This window comes from Bacillus sp. TH30 (genome assembly GCF_016650875.1).
Taxonomy (GTDB): domain Bacteria; phylum Bacillota; class Bacilli; order Bacillales; family Bacillaceae_G; genus Bacillus_A; species Bacillus_A mycoides.
Window position 1 is genome coordinate 4417894 of the sequence record NZ_JAEKEY010000002.1, and the last position, 22646, is coordinate 4440539.

General features: G+C 36.5%; 18 protein-coding genes. 14 read left to right on the forward strand and 4 right to left on the reverse strand.

Annotated features, from left to right (window positions below; translation table 11 throughout):
• Positions 1-2 precede the first annotated feature (2 nt).
• From panF to JFU20_RS25005, 5 genes are all read left to right on the forward strand, one after another.
• Positions 3-1436, forward strand: coding sequence for a sodium/pantothenate symporter (gene panF, locus JFU20_RS24985; protein ID WP_002087740.1), 1434 nt, complete (start codon positions 3-5; stop codon positions 1434-1436).
• A 134-nt stretch (positions 1437-1570) separates the two neighbouring features.
• Positions 1571-2503 carry a nucleoside hydrolase gene (locus JFU20_RS24990; RefSeq protein WP_002014360.1) on the forward strand — a complete coding sequence of 311 codons (933 nt, stop codon included), beginning with the start codon at positions 1571-1573 and terminating at the stop codon, positions 2501-2503.
• 117 nt (positions 2504-2620) lie between these two features.
• Positions 2621-3730: a serine hydrolase gene (locus JFU20_RS24995; RefSeq protein WP_002128464.1), complete on the forward strand. Its 1110-nt coding sequence runs from the start codon at positions 2621-2623 to the stop codon at positions 3728-3730.
• Between the two features lie 101 nt (positions 3731-3831).
• Positions 3832-5340, forward strand: coding sequence for an argininosuccinate lyase (argH, locus tag JFU20_RS25000; RefSeq protein ID WP_033715890.1), 1509 nt, complete (start codon positions 3832-3834; stop codon positions 5338-5340).
• 66 nt (positions 5341-5406) lie between these two features.
• Positions 5407-6240 carry a GNAT family N-acetyltransferase gene (locus JFU20_RS25005; RefSeq protein ID WP_002014365.1) on the forward strand — a complete coding sequence of 278 codons (834 nt, stop codon included), beginning with the start codon at positions 5407-5409 and terminating at the stop codon, positions 6238-6240.
• 35 nt (positions 6241-6275) lie between these two features.
• Here the strand turns inward: JFU20_RS25005 and JFU20_RS25010 are convergent, their stop codons facing one another.
• Complete coding sequence (locus JFU20_RS25010; RefSeq protein ID WP_002014367.1) at positions 6276-7025, reverse strand: (S)-benzoin forming benzil reductase; 750 nt, start codon at positions 7023-7025, stop codon at positions 6276-6278.
• A gap of 117 nt (positions 7026-7142) precedes the next feature.
• Between JFU20_RS25010 and JFU20_RS25015 the strand changes: the two genes are divergently transcribed.
• Complete coding sequence (locus JFU20_RS25015) at positions 7143-14615, forward strand: DUF7507 domain-containing protein (RefSeq protein WP_201038975.1); 7473 nt, start codon at positions 7143-7145, stop codon at positions 14613-14615.
• A 47-nt stretch (positions 14616-14662) separates the two neighbouring features.
• Here JFU20_RS25015 and JFU20_RS25020 read toward each other — a convergent pair whose 3' ends face one another.
• Positions 14663-15220, reverse strand: coding sequence for a CatB-related O-acetyltransferase (locus tag JFU20_RS25020; RefSeq protein WP_002014370.1), 558 nt, complete (start codon positions 15218-15220; stop codon positions 14663-14665).
• Between the two features lie 139 nt (positions 15221-15359).
• Between JFU20_RS25020 and JFU20_RS25025 the strand changes: the two genes are divergently transcribed.
• The 8 genes from JFU20_RS25025 to JFU20_RS25060 all read left to right on the forward strand — a co-directional run bounded on the left by JFU20_RS25025 (position 15360) and on the right by JFU20_RS25060 (position 20446).
• A complete protein-coding gene (locus JFU20_RS25025) occupies positions 15360-15701 on the forward strand; it encodes an ASCH domain-containing protein (protein ID WP_002128458.1) in 342 nt (113 codons plus the stop codon).
• Positions 15698-16093 carry an NUDIX hydrolase gene (locus tag JFU20_RS25030; RefSeq protein ID WP_002165291.1) on the forward strand — a complete coding sequence of 132 codons (396 nt, stop codon included), beginning with the start codon at positions 15698-15700 and terminating at the stop codon, positions 16091-16093. The genes JFU20_RS25025 and JFU20_RS25030 overlap by 4 nt, the downstream gene beginning before the upstream one ends.
• Before the next feature lie 86 nt (positions 16094-16179).
• Positions 16180-16800 (forward strand): acetate uptake transporter, encoded by a 621-nt coding sequence (locus tag JFU20_RS25035; RefSeq protein WP_000070943.1) that lies wholly within the window; start codon positions 16180-16182, stop codon positions 16798-16800.
• 142 nt (positions 16801-16942) lie between these two features.
• Positions 16943-17386 carry a flavodoxin gene (locus tag JFU20_RS25040; RefSeq protein WP_001062757.1) on the forward strand — a complete coding sequence of 148 codons (444 nt, stop codon included), beginning with the start codon at positions 16943-16945 and terminating at the stop codon, positions 17384-17386.
• 16 nt (positions 17387-17402) lie between these two features.
• Entirely contained in the window at positions 17403-18302 is a 900-nt protein-coding gene (locus JFU20_RS25045; RefSeq protein ID WP_002014373.1) for a WD40/YVTN/BNR-like repeat-containing protein, read from the forward strand.
• A 218-nt stretch (positions 18303-18520) separates the two neighbouring features.
• Positions 18521-18721: a cold shock-like protein CspB gene (gene cspB / locus JFU20_RS25050; protein ID WP_001179147.1), complete on the forward strand. Its 201-nt coding sequence runs from the start codon at positions 18521-18523 to the stop codon at positions 18719-18721.
• Between the two features lie 190 nt (positions 18722-18911).
• Entirely contained in the window at positions 18912-19757 is an 846-nt protein-coding gene (locus JFU20_RS25055) for an exonuclease (protein WP_002165292.1), read from the forward strand.
• A gap of 341 nt (positions 19758-20098) precedes the next feature.
• Entirely contained in the window at positions 20099-20446 is a 348-nt protein-coding gene (locus JFU20_RS25060) for a hypothetical protein (protein WP_002165293.1), read from the forward strand.
• Between the two features lie 313 nt (positions 20447-20759).
• Here the strand turns inward: JFU20_RS25060 and JFU20_RS25065 are convergent, their stop codons facing one another.
• Positions 20760-21851 carry a DUF3900 domain-containing protein gene (locus JFU20_RS25065; RefSeq protein ID WP_002014380.1) on the reverse strand — a complete coding sequence of 364 codons (1092 nt, stop codon included), beginning with the start codon at positions 21849-21851 and terminating at the stop codon, positions 20760-20762.
• A gap of 115 nt (positions 21852-21966) precedes the next feature.
• The gene (locus JFU20_RS25070; RefSeq protein WP_002137656.1) at positions 21967-22293 is read right to left on the reverse strand and encodes a hypothetical protein; all 327 of its coding nucleotides are present in this window, start codon (positions 22291-22293) and stop codon (positions 21967-21969) included.
• Positions 22294-22646: the final 353 nt, after the last annotated feature.

Consider the following 22646-nt stretch of genomic DNA (forward strand, 5'->3'; position numbering starts at 1 on the left):
AGATGAATTGGTATGTAATAATCCCAATGATAATTTCTTTTATCGTTGTGTTTTTAATTGGTGTATATGCATCAAGACGTGTACAAGCAACCGCTAATAATAAATTTTTACAAGAATATTTTCTTGGTGGGCGTGAACTTGGTGGCTTATTATTAGCTATGACGATGATTGCTACGTACGGTAGTGCAAGTAGCTTTATCGGCGGGCCTGGTATTGCTTACAATATGGGTCTTGGATGGGTGCTGTTATCAGCGATTCAAGTTGTAACAGGATATATCGTTTTAACGGTTATTGGTAAAAAGTTTGCTATTATCGCTAGAAAGATGGAAGCAATTACGCTTATTGATTATTTAAAGGGTAGATACAATAATAAAGCGGTAGTTGTTCTTTCTGCGTTATGTATTATAATCTTTTTGTTCTCAGCAACAGTAGCCCAGTGGGTTGGCGGCGGACGATTAATTGAGTCGCTAACAGGACTTTCCTACACAACGGCACTATTTTTATTTACATTTTCTGTACTTGTGTATGTGTTAATTGGTGGATTTCGTGCAGTCGCTTTATCAGATACGTTATTAGGAATCATTATGTTAGTCGGAACAACAATCATTTTAATTGCTACTGTCATTGCTGGTGGCGGAGTTGAAAAGATTATGCAGGAACTTATTCAAATTAATCCGAATCTAATAACACCGTTCGGAGCGGATGGAAGTTTAACGAAATCATATGTCACATCATTTTGGATTTTAATTGGGATTGGTGTCGTTGGATTACCGCAAATTAGTGTGCGTGCTATGTCTTATAAAAATTCAAAAGCTATGCACCAAGCATTAATCATTGGAACGGTTGTCGTCGGTACAATTATGATTGGTATGCATTTAACAGGTGTGTTTGCAAGAGTAGTCCTTCCAGGCATAACGGTACCAGATAAAGTAATGCCGCTACTCGCGATGGAAGTGTTGCCACCTTGGTTAGCTGGAGTTTTCTTAGCTGCACCAATGGCAGCGATAATGTCTACTGTGAACTCATTATTATTACTTGTAAGTTCGTCAATTATTAAAGATATATATGTGAACTACATAAATAAAGATGCCGCGGATAGTACGATAAAGAAAGGTAGCCTATTGATTACTGGTATCGTAGGATTACTCGTATATGCTGCCGCTATTAAGCCACCAGACTTTTTAATTTGGTTAAATTTATTTTCTTTCGGTGGTTTAGAAGCAGCGTTCATTTGGCCGATTGTGTTAGGTTTATATTGGAAAAAAGGAAATGCAACTGGAGCTCTCGCATCTATTTTAGTTGGAGTAGGTTCCTATATGTTTATTCACCTTTGCTACCCTAATCCATTCGGTATACATACAGTTGTTTTCCCGATTTGCTTTGCATTTATCTCTTATATAATTGGTAGTATGGTTACGATGAAAAAAGTAGCATAAAAATATAGAAAAACGTAGGAACTTCTAATATGAAGTTCCTACGTTTTTTGTTTATACAAAATTTATCTTTTTCATTCTGTATTCCGTCATGTATTCATAAAGTAATAACAATTGATGGGATGGAGTTGAGGTCTATGAAAAAAATATTATTTTTAGGAGACCCAGGAATTGATGACTCTTTAGCAATTATGTATGGATTATTGCATCCTGATATTGATATTGTTGGAGTCGTAACTGGATATGGGAATGTAACGCAGGAAAAGGCGACGAGTAATGCGGCGTATTTATTGCAAATAGCTGGCAGGGAAGATATACCTGTTATTAATGGTGCTAAAATACCTTTGTCTGGTGATTTTGTGACGTATTATCCAGAAATTCACGGCGCAGATGGCTTAGGACCTATTAAACCCCCAAAAGCTTTTTCACCAAATATAAAACCCTTTTGTGCATTTTTCGATATTCTTGAAAAGTACAAAGGAGAATTAATTATTGTTGATGCTGGTAGGTCAACAACATTGGCAACAGCTTTTATTTTAGAAAAACCGATGATGAAGTATGTGAAAGAATATTATATAATGGGCGGTGCGTTCTTAATGCCTGGAAATGTTACACCAGTCGCAGAGGCGAATTTTCATGGTGATCCTATTGCATCACAATTAGTTATGCAAAATGCAAAAAATGTGACATTAATACCGCTTAACGTTACATCAGAAGCGATTATTACACCGGAGATGGTGAAATACATTACGAAACATTCTAAAACGAATTTCAAGAAATTAATAGAACCGATTTTCAATTATTATTATAAAGCTTATAAAAATCTGAATCCTAAAATAACAGGGAGCCCAGTGCATGATGTAGTAACGATGATGGTAGCGGCAAATTCATCTATTTTAGATTACGTGTATCGTCGTGTTGATGTAGATACGGTTGGAGTTGCGAAAGGGGAAAGTATCGCTGATTTTCGCCCGCAACCTGAAGCAAAAGCGTTGAAAAATTGGGTTAAAATTGGCTGGTCTTTACATTATAAAAAGTTTCTAGAGGATTTTGTGAAAATTATGACGTAGACATAATAGTAGCATACAAGTTAAAATAATGGAGATGATTATTTAAACAATCATCTCCATTATTTTGTTTTTAAGAGATAAATAGAGAAGAGTTACACAATAGGAGAGGAATTTTACTTGAAAAAAACTATAGTATGCGCAGTGATTGTGGGTATTTTTGTTTTGCTGATATCAGGTAACTTTTTAGTGAAAAAAGTGTGGAGTTCAAATAATGATGATGCGCAGTACATAGCATCCTTTATTGAAGAACATAAAGATGAAAAGAATAGTGCACTTTTAATAAAAAGAAATGATAAAGTCGTGTATTCTGTAAATCCGGATGTTGTATTGCCAGTTGCTAGTACGATGAAGTTAATTGTGGCGCTTGAATATACGAAACAAGTTACAGAGGGGAAAATCGATCCGTCTAGTTTCGTTTCAATTAATGATGTGAATCGTTATTATGTGCCGGGTACAGATGGTGGTGCACAAGATAGATGGCAAAATTATTTGCAAAAAAAAGAAAAGATAACTGAAGGAGCGGTTTCTTTAGAAGAAGTTGCAAAAGGAATGGTTAAGTTTAGTTCTAATGCAAATACTGAATATTTAATGGAGGTATTAGGATTAGACAATATTAATCGGAATTTACAAAGTTTAGCACTTCCTGCACATCAACCGCTATTTCCGATTGTTTCATCTTTATACATTCCGGGATATTTGCATAAAGAATTACATGTTCCAAAATATAAAATAGAGAAAAAGTTAAAAGAAATGTCTCAAGAGCAATATCGTGAATATGCTATGATTATTCATGAACGCTTAAAAAAGAAGGGGCCATTATTACAGAAGGAAATTCCTCTGTATTTAGAGGAACGTTATGACAAAATTTGGTCGGATAGATTGCCGGCTGCTTCCGCTAACGATTATATGGTACTGCTTCAAAAGGCAAATCATCAAGGTGGTCTTACAGAAGCGGAAGAAAAAGTGTGGGCGAATATCGTTGAAACAGATATGAGCGCAAAGAAATATCGTAAAACATTCAGGCATGCTGGACAAAAGAATGGTTATACACCATGGACGGTAACAAAAGCAGTTTATGCAATGGATAAACGCGGAAACTGTACAGAAATTGTTTTCTTGGCAAATAATTTAAATGAAGATGACAGTGCTGAAATACGTAAACATTTAGCAAATCTACACTTTCAAGTGTTGCAAAGTGATAAGTATGATGCGACTTTTATTAAATAAACTCGGTGCTATGAGCGCCGAGTTTATTTTTATGTACAAGCACTTTTTCACCATCCTTGGGTATGATGGGTAGTAACACTTAGGCGAAAGGGGAAAAGGTGATGAAACAGAGTAAAGAAGAGTTTATTAAGAATGAAGGCGCTGATTTCCCTGGGAAAACATATGTAGATTGTGTATTACAGCACGTATTTAATTTTCAGCGTAATTATTTATTAAAAGATATGTTTCAAGTGCATAGGGCACATATTACTATGTTAACTGAAGAGAAGTTAATGAAAAGAGAAGAAGCGAAAGTTATATTAATCGCACTTAAAAAAGTAGAGGGGATTCCAAAGGAGAAGTTGCTATATACAGAGCAACATGAAGATCTTTTTTTCTTAGTTGAACATTTGCTTTCTCAAGAAGCAAAGTGTGAATTTGTAAGTAATATGCATATCGGTAGAAGTAGAAATGATATGGGTGTAACGATGTATCGCATGAGTTTACGGCAATTTGTATTACGGTTAATGGAACACCATTTATTGCTGCAAGAAAGTATGCTGGAGCTTGCCGGTGAACATATGGAAACAATTATGCCGGCGTATACACATACACAACCGGCGCAGCCGACAACATTTGGTCATTATGTTTTGGCAATTTACGATACGATGCAACGAGATTTAGAAAGAATGAAAAAAGCGTATCATCTTGTAAATCATTCTCCAATGGGGGCAGCTGCCCTTTCTACAACAAGTTTTCCTATTAAGAGAGAACGAGTTGCGCAGTTACTTGGGTTTACAAATGTAATTGAGAACTCATATGATGCTGTTGCTGGAGCGGACTATTTATTAGAAGTTAGCTCGTTACTAATGGTTATTATGACGAATACGAGTAGATGGATTCATGATTTTTTACTATTAGCGACGAAAGAATATGATGGGATTACTGTAGCAAAGCCATATGTGCAAATAAGTAGTATTATGCCGCAAAAACGAAATCCCGTTTCAATTGAACATGCCCGCGCTATTACGAGTAGTGCTTTAGGGGAAGCATTTACTGTATTTCAAATGATTCATAATACACCATTTGGCGATATTGTCGATACGGAGGATGACTTGCAGCCGTATTTATATAAAGGAATCGAAAAGGCGATTCGTGTTTTTTGTATGATGAACGCAGTTATTCGAACGATGAAAGTAGAAGAGGAAACGTTAAAAAGTCGTTCATATAAACACGCGATTACGATTACAGATTTTGCAGATGTTTTAACAAAAAACTATGAAATACCATTTCGGCATGCACATCATGCAGCAAGTGCGATTGCGAATATGTCATTGGAGCAGAAAAAGGAGTTACATGAATTAAATTTCAAAGCCATAAATGTATACTTACAAGAAAATTTGAAAGTAAATTTATTAGAAGAAGAGTGGAAAGAAAGTATATCACCAGAAGCTTTTATTCAAAAAAGAAATGTATATGGTGGACCGAGTAAAAAAGAGATGGAGCGTATGATTAAAAATCGAAAAGAGTCATTTCAAAAAGAAGAAGAGGTATTTGAAAAGGAAAAACAAAGAATTTTACAAGCTGAAAATGATTTGAATACGTTAGCTTCGAATATTATCGAATCGTAAAAGAGGGATTTAATGAATTAATCGCCAATACTTAATGGAACTATAAATAGAGAGAAGAGATTGTCGATGATTCAATTACATGTATATGAAGAGATTCTTAATTTTACAGAAGAGGTTACACCATTTTTAGAGAAGAATGAGCAGGAAAATAATCTCATATTAGGTGTATTACAAATGGTCCAAGAACCGATATTTATAGGAGTAGCAAAACAAGAGGAAGAAATTGCAGCTGTATTTCTTCAAACAGAAGAAAAGAAACAAATAATTGTTGCTACGTCTGAGATTTCGGCAGTAGCTATTAAGGAACTTGCAAAAGAGTTAACGAAAGTATATCCAAATATTCCTGGATTGATTGGTAATAAAAAAATCGTACAGAAATTAGCGGAAGAGATTGCAGTGTTAGAGAATAAGAAAACTAATGTTGCAATGGAGCAAGGTATATATGAATTAAAACAAGTAAAGAAAAAGTGGAACGGAGATGGAATCTTTCGAGAAGTAAGTAGTGATGAGCTAACATTAATAGAGCAGTGGATATATCAATTTTGCGAAGATGTGAAGCTTCCTACTACGAAAGAAGAAGCGAAACAAACTGCTCATACATTAATTACTAATCATCGTCTATTTGGTTTAGAAGTAGACGGGAAGATTGTTTCTGTAGCTGCAAAAACGAGACCAACTACAAACAATATAACAGTTAATTTCGTATATACACCGAAAGAAGCTCGGAAAAAAGGGTACGCATCTAGTTGTGTCGCTGCACTTAGTCAACGTATGTTAGATGAAGGCTACAAAACAACGACATTATATACGGACCTGGCAAATCCAACATCAAATAAAATTTATCAAGAGATTGGTTATGAGAAGATGATGGAGTCTGTACTCATATTTTTAGAGAAATAGAATGAAAAGGCACGCTATTATAGCGTGCCTCTTTGTTATTCATCAATTCGAATTACTTCACCCTGCGGGAAATTCTCAGTTTCTAGTAAGTTACGAATAGCTTTCGCAACATATTCAGGTGACAGCAGCTTTCCTTCTTCTTTTAATGCGGTGAATCGATCTAAGTTAATAAAGTCTTCCTTATTTGTTTCACGAATTTGTGCTTGCATATTTGTATCAACAACACCGGGTGCGAAAGCGACAGTTTTTACAGGATATTCTTTCTCCACTTCTTCAGTAGCTACGCACTGTGTAAACATATTGACGCCGGCTTTCGTTGTGCAATAAGCACCCCAGCCAAAGTAAGGATTTTTTCCTGCACCAGATGAAATGTTTATAACACGTTTATCTACTTTCCAGCCTTTCGTATGTTTCATGAAAGTGGATGTAAGAATCATAGGTGCGATTAAATTAATTTGAACGTTCGTAATGAATTGTTCACTTTCTGACTTTTCAATGGGCTTTATTGGTGCAACTGTGCCCGCATTATTAATTAAATGAATAGATGAGACAGTGCCTTCGTCAATAGAAGAAAGAATGTCATTAAAATGAATTTCTAAATTATGTACATCTGTAAGGTCTACGGAATGGAAAATACAATTGCTGTTATTTTGCTCTGCAAGTTTAGTAAGTTCTTTATTTTCTCTTCTAGAAATAGAGATGACCGTTGTATTTTCTTCTAACAATTGTGTGGCGATTGCCTCACCTAAACCTTGTGAAGTTCCTGTTATGATAACGTAGCGCATAGTGTAGTAAACTCCTCTCCATATATGTGGAATTTTATTGGACAACGTACATTGTATAGTTTGTCTACATTTTATAGTATAGAGCACTTTTTACTATAAATGAAATGAGATGATTATGTGCCTTTTATGAATCGCTTTACAACAACAGTAACTGGTGCCGTCACGTTCACTGGGAACACGTTAGGACTAAGTCCTACATCGCCTGCACCAAATAATAACTTCGGTACGATTGATGTGTTTACAACGGTAAATACATCGCTCCAAGTACCTGGATTCCCAGCAGGAACGACGAATGACTGGCCATTAAATTCTTCAAGTGCAATTTTGGATCTTCCGGCAGGGAGTAGTATTTTATACGCAGAACTAGTGTGGGCCGGCACATACCGGACCGATACAGAGGATGTTTCAGCTTTTTTAAATGATAACATTACATTTGCAACACCGGCGGGAACGTTTTCTGTTACACCAGATCCTGCAACTGCGCAGCAAGGTTCAGTAGGGAACCAGTTTTATTACGTACGTTCAGCTAACGTAACGAATCTTGTTAATACAGGGGGAGCGGGAACATATACAACGGGTGCTGTACCGGCTACAAGAACTTCTGCTGATCCAACAGTTAGTCGTTCAGCTGGTTGGACGCTTGAGGTAGTTTATCAAAATACAAGTTTACCACTTCGGAATTTGTCAGTGTATGCAGGTCAAGAAATTATTGATGCTTCATCACCACCAGTTGATGCTACTATTTCAGGTTTCGCAACTCCATCTACAGGTTCTGTTACAGGAAGAGTACTTGTAACTGCTCAAGAAGGTGATTCTAACATTGTTGGAGATCAACTTCGCTTTGGACCGAATGCGAATGCTACAGTTGCTTTATTCGGACCGAGAAATCCCGCAAATAATTTCTTTCAGTCACAAATTTGTAATGATAGTGGGAATTTAGATACAACTGGCACCTTTGGAAATTTGAATCAGCCGTTAGGGATAGCTTTAGCCGTCCGAAGACAAGGATGGGATATTACGAATGTAGATGCTTCGTCATCATTAGTAAATAATCAAACGTCAGCGACTGTTCGCTTTGTTACAAATGGAGATGGATATGCTGCAGCTGGTTTTGGTGTTCAAATTGATGCGACAGGGCCAATTATAAATCCTGTTAAATCTGTTGATAAAACCGTTGCAGCAGTAGGTGATATTCTCACTTATACGATTACCGTTCCGAATACAGGGTCAGGAAGTGCAGAAAACGTTGTATTACAAGACAGTATTCCGAATGGAACGACGTTTATAGCTGGTAGTGTTACAGTGGGGGGAGTAACGCAGCCGAATGCGAATCCAGCTATTGGAATTAATTTAGGGACGATACCTAATAATGCTCAGAGAATTATTACATTTCAAGTGAGAGTTACATCATTCCCGAATCCGAATCCAATTTCAAATCGTGCCATGGTATCATATCAATTCCGTCCTTTTGTCGGAAGCCTTCCTATTACAAGTACAGCTTCTTCAAATACAGTACAGACGACGGTAAACCGTGCAAATGTAAGTTTGCAAAAATCTGTAGATTTACAGACGGCAACACTTAATGACGTATTAACGTACACAGTGAATGTCACGAACAATGGGAATGTCGCTGCAAACAATGTTGTTTTTGTTGACAGTATACCTGTTGGAACAACGTTTGTAACAAATAGTGTTACGGTAAATGGAGTAGCGCGTCCTGGGGCGAATCCAGCGAGTAGTATTAATCTTGGAAGTATTAATGCTTCGCAAACGACTGTAGTGCGTTTTCAAGTTCGAGTGACATCTAATCCTCTTGTAAATCCAATTCCGAACCGTGCAAGTGCAACGTTTAACTTTATTCCGGTTCCTGGTCAACAACCAGTTTCAGGCCAAGCGACAAGTAATACAGTATTTACTACAATAAATATAGCCGATATAAGAACGAGAAAAACAGTAGATAGAGCTTTTGCGACAGTTAATGATGTTCTTACGTATACCGTTACAATTGAAAATACAGGAAATGTACTGGCGACGAACGTTATTTTTCAAGATCCAATCCCAATTGGAACGACTTTTATACCAAATAGTGTAACTGTTGATGGAGTTTCGCAACCTGTGGCAAATCCAGCGACTGGGTTTACGGTAGCGGATATATCTCCAGGTGGAAGTAGAACGGTGACTTTTCAAGTACGAGTTACATCTACCCCATCAGGAGGCACGATTGCGAATCGCGGTAATGTATCTGCTAATTTCGTCGTTATTCCGAATCAACCGCCAGTAACGATTAATAGGCAAACGAATACCGTTGTAACACAAGTTAATACAGGTGGTTTAAATGTAATAAAAGAAGTAAATACAGCTCAAGCGGCAGTAGGTGATACTTTAACATACACGATTGCCGTCCAAAATACAGGTAACGTTCCGTTAACAAACGTGTTTTTCCAAGACACTACTTCTTCAGCGGTTTCTTTCGTTGCAAACTCTGTAACAATTAATGGAGTACCGCAAAGTGGATTGAATCCGAATACAGGATTTTCTCTTCCAAATATTCCTGCGGCTCAAACAGTTGTAGTCACATTTGACGTATTAATTGTACAGGATCCAGAAAATGAAGATATTTTAAATCAAGCAAATGTAACAGCAAGTTTTCAAGTGAATCCGAGCGAACCGCCAGTAACAATCAATGTTCCTAGTAATATTGTGAATACAACTGTACAATCAGGGAATTTTGAAGTTGTGAAATCAGTGAATACGGATGTTGCAACGGTAGGTGATGTTTTAGTATATACAATCGAAGTCATAAATGCAGGTAGTGTACCAGCTACAAATGTATTTTTCCAAGATTCAATTCCACAAGGTACATTATTTATTGAAAACAGTGTATTTGTTAATGGTGTTTTACAAGAAGGTGCAGATCCAGAACTTGGATTCCCATTAAATAATTTGCCTACTGGCGCGAGTGTAATTATTTCATTTGAGGTATTAATTGATGAAATTCCGCCAGGGAATAATGTTGTAAATAACGCGAATGTAACTGGAGATTTTCTTGTAAATCCAACAGAGCCGCCAATTACTGTAACAGTACCAAGTAATACTGTTATGACAATCGTGAATTCTTCAGGGTTAAATGTAATGAAAAGTGTAAGCGCTACTGAAGCTGGTTTAGGAGATACGTTAACGTATACAGTTCGTATACAAAATAGTGGAACAGTAGCAGCAACGAATGTATCATTCCTTGATCCAATTCCATCTGGAACAACGTTTGTGGCGAATAGTGTAACAATAAATGGAACGCCTCAACCAGGTTTAAACCCAACAACTGGATTTCCACTTGCTAATATTCCAGTAGGAGGGATGGTAACTGTCACTTTCCAAGTGTTAATCACAAGTGTGCCAGCGAACAGGGTACTTCCAAATAATGTAAATGTAACTGCTGATTTCCAAGTAAGTCCTCTCCAGCCACCAATTACAATTGTAACGATTAGCAATATTGTTGTGACACGAGTAAATGTAGGATCACTTAATGTAATGAAGAGTGTAAATACACCACAAGCAGGAGTAGGAGATACGTTAACGTATACGATTCTTATTCAAAATACAGGAACTGTTCCTGCAACGAATATTATTTTTCAAGATCCAATTCCTTCTGGTACTGCGTTTGTAGCAAATAGTGTGACAATAAACGGAGTCGTACAGCAAGGCGCGGATCCTATGGCAGGTTTCCCAGTACCAAATATTCCGGTCGGGCAAACGGCTACGATTACGTTTCAAGTTACAGTGACTAGTGTTCCAAGTGGTGGAAATATAAGAAATCAATCAAACGTGACGGCAAGTTTTCTTATAAATCCAGCAGGTCCTCCTATAACGACTGTTACGAATAGCAATTTCGTCGTGACGCAAGTAAACACAGCACAGTTAAATATACAAAAATCTTCATCTGTACAACAAGCGGCACTTGGAGAAATTTACACGTATTCTGTTGTCATTAGAAATAATGGAACGGTAACAGCGATGAATGTCTCTTTCATTGATCCAATTGCTCCAGAAACAACATTTGTAGCAAATAGTGTAACGATAAATGGAACTCCTCAACCTGGATTTGATCCAAATATAGGTTTTACGCTTCCTAATATAGCTGCTGGCACATCATTGACTGTAGCGTTCCAAGTAACAGTAGTTGCGCCATCCACGCGCGGAGCCGTACTAAACACGGCAGCTGCTACGGCCACTTTTTTATTAAATCCTTTACAGCCCCCTGTAACAACGACAAATTCAAGTAATACGACAGTAGTTACGATACCGTTACCTCCTCCTGGTGAAGTAACAGCAACAAAAACAGTTGACGTTGCAACTGGAGCGGTTGGGGATGTATTAACGTATACCGTGCTAATTTCAAACGTAGGAATTATACCTGTTACAGATGTGTTCTTCCAAGATGTCATACCAGAAGGAACGACATTTGTAGAAGATAGTGTAACGATAGGTGGGGTGCAGCAACTTGGTTTAAATCCAGAAATAGGATTTACAGTTACCCCATTATTAATTAATGGTGGAAGTATTGAGGTAACGTTCCAAGTGACGATTACAGAAATTCCAGATAACGAAGTCATATTAAATGATGCAGACGTTACATTTACTTCACAACCAAATCCTCAGGAACCACCGATTACGGAAACGATATTAACGAATTTAGTCGTTACGACAATTAATATAGCTTCGATTTTTCCATTAAAATTAGTAGATAAAGAAGTAGCCACTGTAGGAGAAATTTTAACGTATGATGTATTAATCTTTAATTTCGGCACAGTGGCAGCGACCAATGTTGAATTTATCGATACTACTTCCGCCGGTGTAGCATTTGTACCGGGAAGTGTGAGCGTAAACGGGGTGCCGGCACCAGGATTAGATCCTTTCATTGGTTTTACAGTTCCAGATATACCTGTAGATAATTTTGCACTTGTCACATATCAAGAGATGGTGACGAGCATACCGGAAGGTGGAACCGTTGTTAACTTTGTAGATGTTACAGCTACATTTGCTGTAAGTGAAACAGAGCCGCCTATTACGGAAACAACGACAAGTAATACGACATTAACAAAAATCAATGAGCCTGGTTTGAATGTTTTAAAATCAGTAAGTGAGCCGGTTGTTGCAGTAGGAGATACAATCACATATACAACAGTAGTTCAAAATACGGGAACAGTGACAGCGACGAATGTTCAATATAGTGATGTATTACCTTCCTCTATAACATTCATACCGAACAGTGTAACGATAGACGGTGTGTTACAACCTGGATTCAATCCTAATAATGGATTCTCGCTTCCAGATATAAATCCAGGGGAAAGTGTAGAAGTCACATTCCAAGTAACAGTTGTCATTGTTCCATCAAACGGAACAATTGCTAATACCGCGAATGTTACGGGAAGCTTTATACTAGTACCAGGAGAACCACCAGTTGTAGTAAACCAACCGAGCAATACAACACTTACAACTGTAAATAGAGGACGATTTAATGTTATTAAACAAGTAAATAGAGCAGCTACTCTCGTTGGAGATGTATTAACGTATACGGTTCAAATAACGAATACAGGAACAGTAACAGCAAATGATGTTCAGTTTATTGATACAATTTCAGCAGGAGCGTCATTTGTATCGAGTAGTGTAACGGTAAATGGAGTTTCGCAACCAAACTTAAATCCGATTACTGGCTTTGGAGTAGGAGATATACTAGTTGGTGACACGGTTATAGTGACGTTTCAAGCGACAGTTACAAACATCCCGTCATCAGGAACCATTACGAACGTTGCAAATATAACGGGAAGCTTTACTTTAGTACCAGGAGAGCCACCGGTTGTAGTAACAGAGCCGAGTAATACGACAATAACAAGGGTAAATAGAGGACGATTTAATGTTATAAAAACCGTAAATAAAGAAGCAACACGATTAGGGGATACGTTAACTTATAGTGTGCAAGTTACAAATACAGGAACGGTAGCTGCGACAAATGTTCAGTTTATTGATATCCCATCGCCTGATTTAGAATTCGTTCCAGGAAGCGTACAAATAAATGGGATTCCACAAGTAGGTTTAGATCCTTTTGTAGGCTTTTCATTACCGAATCTTGCAGTAGGGGATAGTATATTAATTACATTTGAAGTAAATGTAATCGCAATTCCGCCTTCTAGTAGCATTATGAATACAGCGAGAGTAACTGGTGATTTCGAATTGATTCCAGGAGAACCACCGTTTACAATTACGAACTCAAGTAATACGACAGTCACATCAGTAAATAGAGGCAGTTTAGATATGTTGAAGGAAGTAGATCATCCGATTGTTGGAGTAGGAGAAACGGTAACGTATACTGTTCGTATATTAAATACAGGTACTGCTGATGCGATGGATGTTCAATTTATAGACGTGTTATCTCAGGAAGCAGATTTTGTCCCAAATAGTGTAACGATAAATGGAATACCACAGCCGGGGTTAAATCCACAGATTGGATTTACGATACCAGATATCCCAGTCGGTGAGACGGCACTTGTAACATATGAAGCTACGATTACAAGTTTTCCTGATGGTGGTACGGTAGTAAACGTTGCTGGGGCATTAGCAGAGTATATTTTAGTGCCAGGAGAGCCACCAGTTACAGTGGTGGACACAAGTAATACAGTTATTGTAACGGTAAATACTGCAATTTTGTTTGTTGCAAAAGGAGCTGATTTTGAAGTAGCAATGGTAGGAGATGTTGTCACTTACGGAATTGCTGTTATAAATGATAGTACAGTTCCTGTGACGAGTATTATTTTAACAGACATCATTGACCCAAATACGTTATTTATAAATGGAACGGTAACAGTAAATGATGTACCTTTTCCATTTGCTAATCCAAATACTGGTATCCCTTTAGGTGATTTTCAGCCAAATGATGCAGCAATTATTAATTTCCAAGTTGTAATAACAGGAGGGCAAATAAATAATTTAGTTACAAATACTGCTACAGCGAATGGGCTTGCAACTGTAAATCCTAATGAGCCGCCAGTAGTAGTTGAAGGCGATAGTAATACAGTTGTTATCCCGTTTATTCCTCAAAATGTTTCAACAACAGTCGTAAAAACGGCAGATCTTCAATCAGCAACGATAGGCGATGTTATTACGTTTACGACAGTTATTACGAATACGGGGGATACAGCGATACAAAATATTCGTTTTCAAGATATGTTAGATAGTAGTTTTCGATTTGTTCCTGGAAGTGTAACTGTTGATAATACGCCAGTGCCAAATGTAAGCCCAGTATCAGGGTTTCTTATAGGAAGTTTAAATCCAGGTGAAGCACGGACAGTTTCGTTCCAAGTAACAGTTCAGAGTGCACCAAGTGGTTCAGGAAATTATATTAATCAAGCGAGTATTCGCTTCGAACATCAAGTAGGCACAGTATTGCCACCTGTTACACAAATAATAGATAGTAACATAGTTGTCATTCCATTTGTTCCAACGATAGAACAAATTTGTGAAACAAACTTTAATTGTTTAGACAAAATTCCATTTCACTGTTCTCCGTGTAATCAGTTGCGAATAAATAAAAAATAAACACAAAAAGAGCATCCTGAAAGAATAGGATGCTCTTTTTGTTTAGATCAAGTAGCTTCTTCTTCGGGAGAAGTGAAAAATTCGTTGCCTTTGTTGGAGAGTAGAAATGGAATAGCTCCTTTTATAACGGAAATGTCCCAGTCCCACCATGCAAGGTTTTCTAGTTTTTCAATGATTTCTTGCGGGAAACGATATCGAACTAGTTTGGCAGGATTACCAGCGACGATTGCATATGGAGGTACGTCTTTTGTAACAACACTCTTGGCCCCGATAATGGCCCCATTACCAATTGTAACACCAGATAAAATGCAGGATTGATAACCAATCCATACATCATTGCCGACTACGATATCACCTTTTGAAGAAGGATGACCAGTAATGTGTGCTCCTTCTTCGAAGAGGACATTAAATGGATAAGTTGTTATCCAATCAGCACGATGTTCACCGCCAAGTACGAAAACGACTTCTTCTCCTAATGAACAAAACTTACCTATTTTTAATTTTGTTTCATCATTCCAAGAAAAAATAATAGGGCCTACTTTACTGTAAGTATAATCACCGATATCATATTTATTATATTCAGGTTTTTGATTTAAATATAACATACCAATTTTAGCATCCTCTCTAAAGAAAGTAATGGATATGGAACATTATATGCAAGGTGAAGTAAGGCGAACTATGTTATATGAAATAGTAATGTGCAAAAATGTTAGTAGGCAAGATGAATAAAAGGGAGTGAAATGTATGAGATACGAAATGGGATTATATAATAAACCTTTTCAGTCGATTCAATTAGGAAAAAAAGTATATGAAGTACGCTTATACGATAAAAAACGTCAACTTATAAAACAAGACGATGAAATTGTATTTACGAACCTTACGACAGCAGAAACGATGGCTGTAAAAGTAACGGAGATAAAACGATACGAAAGCTTTAAAGCAATGTACGAACAAATTGATAAAAAATTATTTGATTGTGAAGAACTTAGTATAAAAGAAATGTTAGAAAGTACATACGGAATATATACGAAAGAACAAGAAAAAGAATGGGGAACAGTTGCGATTGGTGTTGAGGTAATAAAGTGAGAAGAAATCGCGGTGCAGCTATAATTATACAAGGTGGTAAAATCGCTCTTATAAAACGTGTTCGAGAAGGTGAAATGTATTTTGTTTTTCCAGGCGGGGGAATTGAAGAAGGAGAAACACCTGAAGAAGCAACGAAGCGAGAGGTCTATGAAGAATTAGGGATACATATACAAGTGAAGAATCTGATCGCAAAGGTGGAGTATAAAGGTACGGAGTATTATTATAATGCCCATATTATAGGTGGAGTTTTCGGAAGTGGTAAAGGCGAGGAGTTCGAGCTGAAAGATAGAGGGAGTTATATTCCTTTATGGATGCCGGTAAATGAGTTGCCAAATTTAAATGTAAAACCTTCTGATGTGGCCAAATGTGTATTTGATTATTATGGAATATAAGGTCTGACAACATACAAAAAAAACCATTGACATAGCCTTCTGATTTAAGTATTGTATTCGAGTATGTTTATAATCAGGAGGTTTATATGAGCAATCAAACTACTACACATCATGTGAAAATGACAACAGCAGATCCATCTGGAATCGGTCTATTTGGATTAGCGATGGTAACACTTGTAGCATCGTCTCAAAAGTTAGGCTTAACAGATGGCGTTTCACTTGTATTACCATGGGCAATCTTTTTAGGAGGATTTGCACAAATCTTTGCATGCATTCACGATGCAAAGCACAACAATACGTTCGGTACAACAGCATTTGGTGCGTACGGCCTATTTTGGTTAGGTGTTGGAATGACTTGGTTAATTCAACTTGGAGTATTTGGCGAAAAATTAGCCCAAACTGCAGATTCAAAACAGCTCGGTGTAGCCTTTATCGGATACTTGATTTTCACGATCTTTATGACAATTGGTGCAATGGAAACACATAAAGTATTATTTATGATTTTCGTCCTTATTGATTTCTTATTTATCGGTCTTTCATTAAGTACTTTAGGTGTTATGCCGCACGCAATGCATAATTTAGCAGCGTATTCTGAACTATGTATTTCATTATTATCTTTCTATGGTTCAGCAGCAGCTGTGTTAAATACACACTTCGGAAAAGTTGTATTACCAGTTGGAAAACCATTTGGTATTTTTAAAAAGTAATAAAGAAGAACGGATGATTGTATAGTCATCTGTTCTTTTTTTTATGGAATAAAATAAAATAGCAAAAAATATAATTGAAATTGATTCTCATTATTAATATAATGAGAATGAGAATCATTTATTGTAAGAGGGGGATGCCAAAGTGGCGAAAATTTTAATAGCGTATGCAAGTATGTCAGGGAATACAGAGAGTATTGCTGATTTAATTAAAGTAAGTTTAGATGCCTTTGATCATGAAGTAGTATTACAAGAGATGGAAGGTATGGATGCTGAAGAATTATTAGCTTATGATGGAATCATTTTAGGATCTTATACGTGGGGTGATGGTGAATTACCATTTGAAGCGGAAGATTTCCATGATGAGTTAGAAAATATAGATTTAACGGGTAAAAAAGTGGCTGTTTTTGGATCAGGTGATACGGCGTATGAGCTGTTTTGTGAAGCGGTAACGATATTTGAAGAACGTCTTGTAAAATGCGGGGCAGAACTTGTACAAGAAGGATTGAAAATTGAATTAGCTCCAGAAGATAAAGAAGACGTTGAAAAATGCAGTGATTTTGCAATTGCTTTTGCCGAGAAGTTCTAGGAACGGGAGTGTCAACGTGGAAACAATGTTAAGTGCAACTGCTATTACAAAGTTAAGAGATGGAAGGCTTTTGTTAGCTACTACATATAATGGTTTATTCATTGAAAAAGATGGAGAATGGAAACAGGCTTTAACTGGTTTCCAAAAACGAATTCGAGATTTACATAGTGAAGGTAACGTAGTTTACGGAGTAGGAGACGAAGGAGTTTTTATTCGTAGTATGAATGGTGGAGAAACGTGGACGATCCAGCGCTTTCCAACGAAAGCAACGAGCTGGAATGTATGTAGTAATGAGAATGGAACAGTAATTGCTCATGGAGATAAAACACTGTATCATTCTAATAATTTTGGTTCCACATGGGAGACTATTCAGCCATTTCTTAATTACGGTAGTGAGGCACCATCTATTCGATCATTATTTTTATATAAACATTACTTATTTATCGGTACGAAAATACATACTAAATATGGTGGTGTTTGGCTTTTTGATTTAGAGACACGTAAATTAAAAAGGATTAAAATAGCGATGAATCAGATGATTTCTGCGTTGACTATACATAATTCCTATTTAGTAGCGGCAAGTGGATCGTGCAAGGGGATTAGCGGAAATATTTCTTTTTGCAGAATAAATGAGAGTATCGAAAGTGATAAAATAGGTTGGCATACATGTCAAAGTGAACAAAAAGCGAGTAGTTATTTAGATTTAAGTGTGGATCAACATGTGTTATATACAACGTCAACGCAAAATAAGGCGGGAATTAGCACTGTTTGCCGTGTGCTTCTTGAAGAAGGAATTGTTACAGTATGTGATTCGGTTAAAGGGCATGGTTGGCGCATTGTTAATGAAAAAGAAGGCTATGTTGTAGCTGGATCAGGTGAATTAAAAACGATGCAGTGGAAAAAAAAAGCTGTATAACTTTAAAAAAACTTTACTTTTATTATATTGGTATGATATAGTTACTTTAAACCATTTTACTTTTAATAATATAGAGATTTAAATGAGCTGTAACTTCCGAGGAGGATAGCAATGTTAAATCTCCTCTGGGGTTGCAGTTTTTTAATATATGATGTATTATTGTAAAGTGGTTGAAAATGAATATGTACATATAGGTACATTGTAGGAGGATTTTTTAAATGCAAAACGGTAAAGTAAAATGGTTTAACGCAGAAAAAGGTTTCGGTTTCATCGAGGTTGAAGGCGGAGAAGACGTATTCGTTCATTTCTCAGCTATCCAAGGCGACGGCTTCAAATCTTTAGAAGAAGGTCAAGAAGTTACTTTCGAAGTAGAACAAGGTAACCGTGGACCTCAAGCTACAAACGTAAACAAGAAGTAATTATGAAAAAAAGAAGGGCTTGCCCTTCTTTTTTTTTTGCGTTTTTATTGAATATCCTCCTATGTACATGTAATAATAAGACTGAATTTTTGAATTTTATGCGAAGTTTTTCATGCATAAAGTGCATTAATAAATAAATACTGAAAATAAAGTATGTGTGTGAAAAGGAATTTAGAAAGAGGTAAATAAATTGAAAAACGCTACACACTTCATTGTGTTTGATATTGAAAGGAATTTTAGGCCGTATAAATCAGAAGATCCGTCAGAAATAGTTGATATTGGAGCTGTAAAAATAGATGTGAGTACAATGAAGGTTATTGGAGAATTTTCAGAGTTAGTAAAACCAAGTGCCCCATTAACTCGTCATACAACAAAATTAACTGGAATTACAAAGAAAGATTTAACAGGTGTAGGGAATTTCCCTCAAATTATAGAGAAATTTATTCAGTTCATCGGAGAAGATTCAATATTTGTTTCATGGGGAAAAGAAGATTACCGTTTTCTATCTCAAGATTGTACATTATACGGTGTAGAATGCCCATGTATGGAAAAAGAGAGTAGATTTGATGTGCAAAAATTTGTTTTTCAGGCGTATGAAGAATTATTTGAGCATACACCAAGTTTACAATTTGCAGTGGATCAGCTCGGCTTAACGTGGGAAGGGAAGCAGCACCGGGCTTTAGCAGATGCTGAGAATACAGCAAATATCTTTCTGAAAGTATATGGCGAGAGAGATATTAACAAGCGATACAAGAGACATGGTGAGCTTGAACTTGTAAAGAACGGAAAACTAACAGAAAAAGCGAAAAAAAGGATGCGGAAATGGGTGTTTAAAGAACTGAGAAAAAATACAGAGCGTCCTTTTGTATGGAGTGCATTTGAAAGTAGTGACACGTGGGAAAGTATAACGGAAAGATATTATATAAGTGAATCAGCAGTAGAACTTCTGAAAAAACACTTTCCTACTGCGGTGAGAAAAGCGGAGCGGCAGCTTAGGTATTTGGCTGAGATGGAGAAAGTAGTAGAAGAAAGTTAGTAATAAAATTTATTTTATTCATATGTACAACTAGACTTCAGGATTAAGTTGCTGAAGTTTAGTTGGAAAATTCACGGCTTGTCCTGTATTGTTAATGGAATATTTTGTTGTTTTTAGTACGGATATACATAGAAAAGAGTGTAGCTTAATGGAAGCAATCTTTAACATTTTAACCGTTTTAGTTTTTTTGATAATATTTACCACACTATTTGCACTAATTACACTTCCTTTCATAGCAAAGAAGAAGAATTGGAAAAAGCTTAATATATCTTTAGCTCGTGGTGTATTAAAGATTAAAATCGAAGAGTAAGGTAAGAGTCTTATACAAGGGAGGTGTGATAGTGATAGACTTGGAAATCAAAGATGTCACCGTACAGATGGAATTAAATGGTGTCTTTTGGAATGAGGATGGAATTGCTGAAATGATGGTGACTACAAAAGCGGAGCATTCTCTTATTCTTCGTCTAGTAGTTGACTTAGAAAGTAAAACGATTCGTGCGATGAATGCCGAGATAGTGGGTGGGTTCTGTCCTCTATGTAAACAGAAAAGGAACGAATGTAGTGAACTTAATGACGTGCAAAATAAAATGGATATTTTAGAAGAAGCCTACGATTGGGTGAGAGAGCATCCGGAATATCGTTTTCAATTATCTTTTTACGAGTACAATAAATTTGAGGTAGTAATGTGAAATTTTCATTTTAACAACATACATAATGACTAAAAGGAAAAACACCAAAAACTTATAGAAGGACTTGGTCAACTAGAAATATTGAAGTAGATGTCTCTCATGGAAATACGCTTGTACAACAAGGAAGGAATCTGCTTGATTCTACAAGAAATGTCATCTTGGAGCAAAAATATTTTTTAAAAATAAGCATATTTGTTATAAAGAAGAAAAACCGATTCTTAGTAGAATCGGTTTTTAGTATAAATGTCAACTATGTCCCAAATAAAAGAGCGCTTGTTAATAGAGCTCAGTAAAAATAGGTATATGGAAGCATTTATTCAATCCCATTCGGATCATAAGAATACTGCTGTTTATTCTCAATCCGCTCAATTACGTCTTGTAATTCATCCGGCTTCAAAAACTCAATTGGAGAGAAGCCTTTCTCAAACGTAAGTGTATCAGCCTCAATCATTAATACATATCGGTCGTTTACCTTTGCAATATGTATTAGGTCTCCGAAATCAGCAAGCAAAGCCTTCACAGAGATATGATCTGCTTTTAGCTTTAATTCCACTTCAGGGGCGTGCTCGACGATTTGAGCGGTAGCTTCCATTACTTCTTCTGTTGAAAATTGTTCCATAATTTCGCGTTTCGGACTGGCAGCCCATACTTCCATCGCTTGGTCGAACTGTTCACGTTCTTCAGTACCTTCTTCAAATACATCTTCAATTTGGTCGTATACCATGTCCATTACTTGTGTTTTCATAATTTCAGGCATAGAGCGCTCGTATTCGACGAATTTTAAGAAGTCTTCAAAGTAGCGGGCGTGTGATGCTTGGTGTATTTTTAGTTCGCCAGGCTCCACCATACCTTCTTCAGGCATGTATGGGTACTGGATAGATTTCATATTCTTTGTTGTGATGGCCATTTCAACGTTACGAATAAGTGTTGATTCATCAGAAATGGAAGCAACCTTTGGTTCGAAGTCACATTTCATTACGAATACGAATGGATCATCAAAGTATTTGCGTAGTTTTGCTTGAGCGATTAAAAACACACCACCACGTACAGCGCTTGTGTCAAGGTATGTATAAACGAGAGGTTCGCTCATATCTTTGAAGTTTTCTTTTGTTTCTGCAAAGCGAATACGATTAAATAAGTTGTAATGAGGGTTTGAATCGAGTTCATGCCCTTCTTCTACAATAAAGCGACCAATCTTCGTTGGGGCTTGTTCTGTTTTTGCGTGACGTTCTACTTTTCGCTTTGAAATTTTTAATAATTCACCATTCAAAAATTCTTTTAAAGAGCTATCTTCATACTCTTCAGCGTCTAATGTTTGAAAATGTTTATAGCGCTTATCAACTGCTTCACCTTTTCCTTCTACTTGTACTACATAAAAGGAAAGAAAATTTATTTCAAAATCCATATTTATCACCTTGTTTCATTTCATTAACTCTTATCAGTATAGAGATGGAAAAAACTTTCGTCAATTTATATAAGGAAGGGGGAGTCCCTTCCTTATATATTTGTTATTTTCGAAATTAAAATCCGTCTTCTAATGCTGAAAATGGAATGTTTAGCCTGTTTTCTACTGTACGTAAACGCTGATTTAAGCGATTTAATCTACGTGTATGACGCTCAACTGTGTTTTCTAGTTGACGTACTCTTTGCTCGAGCTCATTTACTCGTCTTTCTAATTGACGGTTTCCAGCACCAGGAAAAGAGATTGGAAGTTGAAATTGGCGATTTGGATCATATGGATTAATTTGCTCTGTTTGATCTATATATTGTTGGTATTGTGCCTGTAAATCATACTGAGGTTGGTAACCATATTGGTTATATGAATCATAAGGGTTGTAGGGATACATAAAAAAATCCTCCATTTCTTTATAATAGGTTAAATTCACCATAATGTATGTGCAAAAGCGGAGTAGTGGCACGGCAAATACCTATATACACTGAAGCGAATGATTGTTTTTACCTATAAAAGCTCGGTTTAAGTTGTTTAATAATGATCACATATGAAAAATCGGTATTACGGTTTCTAAAGCATGCAGGTGAATAAAGAGGTGAAATGAAAGAGTTTTACATTTGTATTTTATCTGTTAAATGGTATATACTGGATGAGGATAGGTTGCATAAAAGTTACAATCTTATCAAACTCGAAAATTTATATAAATATGTATAGACATTTACAAAAGAAAAGAGTAATTTTAATAGA

Excerpts from the sequence above, each read along its gene's own strand:
- JFU20_RS25070 (WP_002137656.1), bottom strand. The coding sequence starts at position 22,293 with ATGTATCCCTACAACCCTTATGATTCATATAACCAATATGGTTACCAA.
- cspB (WP_001179147.1), top strand. The coding sequence starts at position 18,521 with ATGCAAAACGGTAAAGTAAAATGGTTTAACGCAGAAAAAGGTTTCGGT.
- JFU20_RS24990 (WP_002014360.1), top strand. The coding sequence starts at position 1,571 with ATGAAAAAAATATTATTTTTAGGAGACCCAGGAATTGATGACTCTTTA.
- JFU20_RS25065 (WP_002014380.1), bottom strand. The coding sequence starts at position 21,851 with ATGGATTTTGAAATAAATTTTCTTTCCTTTTATGTAGTACAAGTAGAA.
- JFU20_RS25035 (WP_000070943.1), top strand. The coding sequence starts at position 16,180 with ATGAGCAATCAAACTACTACACATCATGTGAAAATGACAACAGCAGAT.
- JFU20_RS25005 (WP_002014365.1), top strand. The coding sequence starts at position 5,407 with ATGATTCAATTACATGTATATGAAGAGATTCTTAATTTTACAGAAGAG.
- JFU20_RS25020 (WP_002014370.1), bottom strand. The coding sequence starts at position 15,220 with ATGTTATATTTAAATCAAAAACCTGAATATAATAAATATGATATCGGT.
- JFU20_RS25010 (WP_002014367.1), bottom strand. The coding sequence starts at position 7,025 with ATGCGCTACGTTATCATAACAGGAACTTCACAAGGTTTAGGTGAGGCA.
- JFU20_RS25025 (WP_002128458.1), top strand. The coding sequence starts at position 15,360 with ATGAGATACGAAATGGGATTATATAATAAACCTTTTCAGTCGATTCAA.
- argH (WP_033715890.1), top strand. The coding sequence starts at position 3,832 with ATGAAACAGAGTAAAGAAGAGTTTATTAAGAATGAAGGCGCTGATTTC.
- panF (WP_002087740.1), top strand. The coding sequence starts at position 3 with ATGAATTGGTATGTAATAATCCCAATGATAATTTCTTTTATCGTTGTG.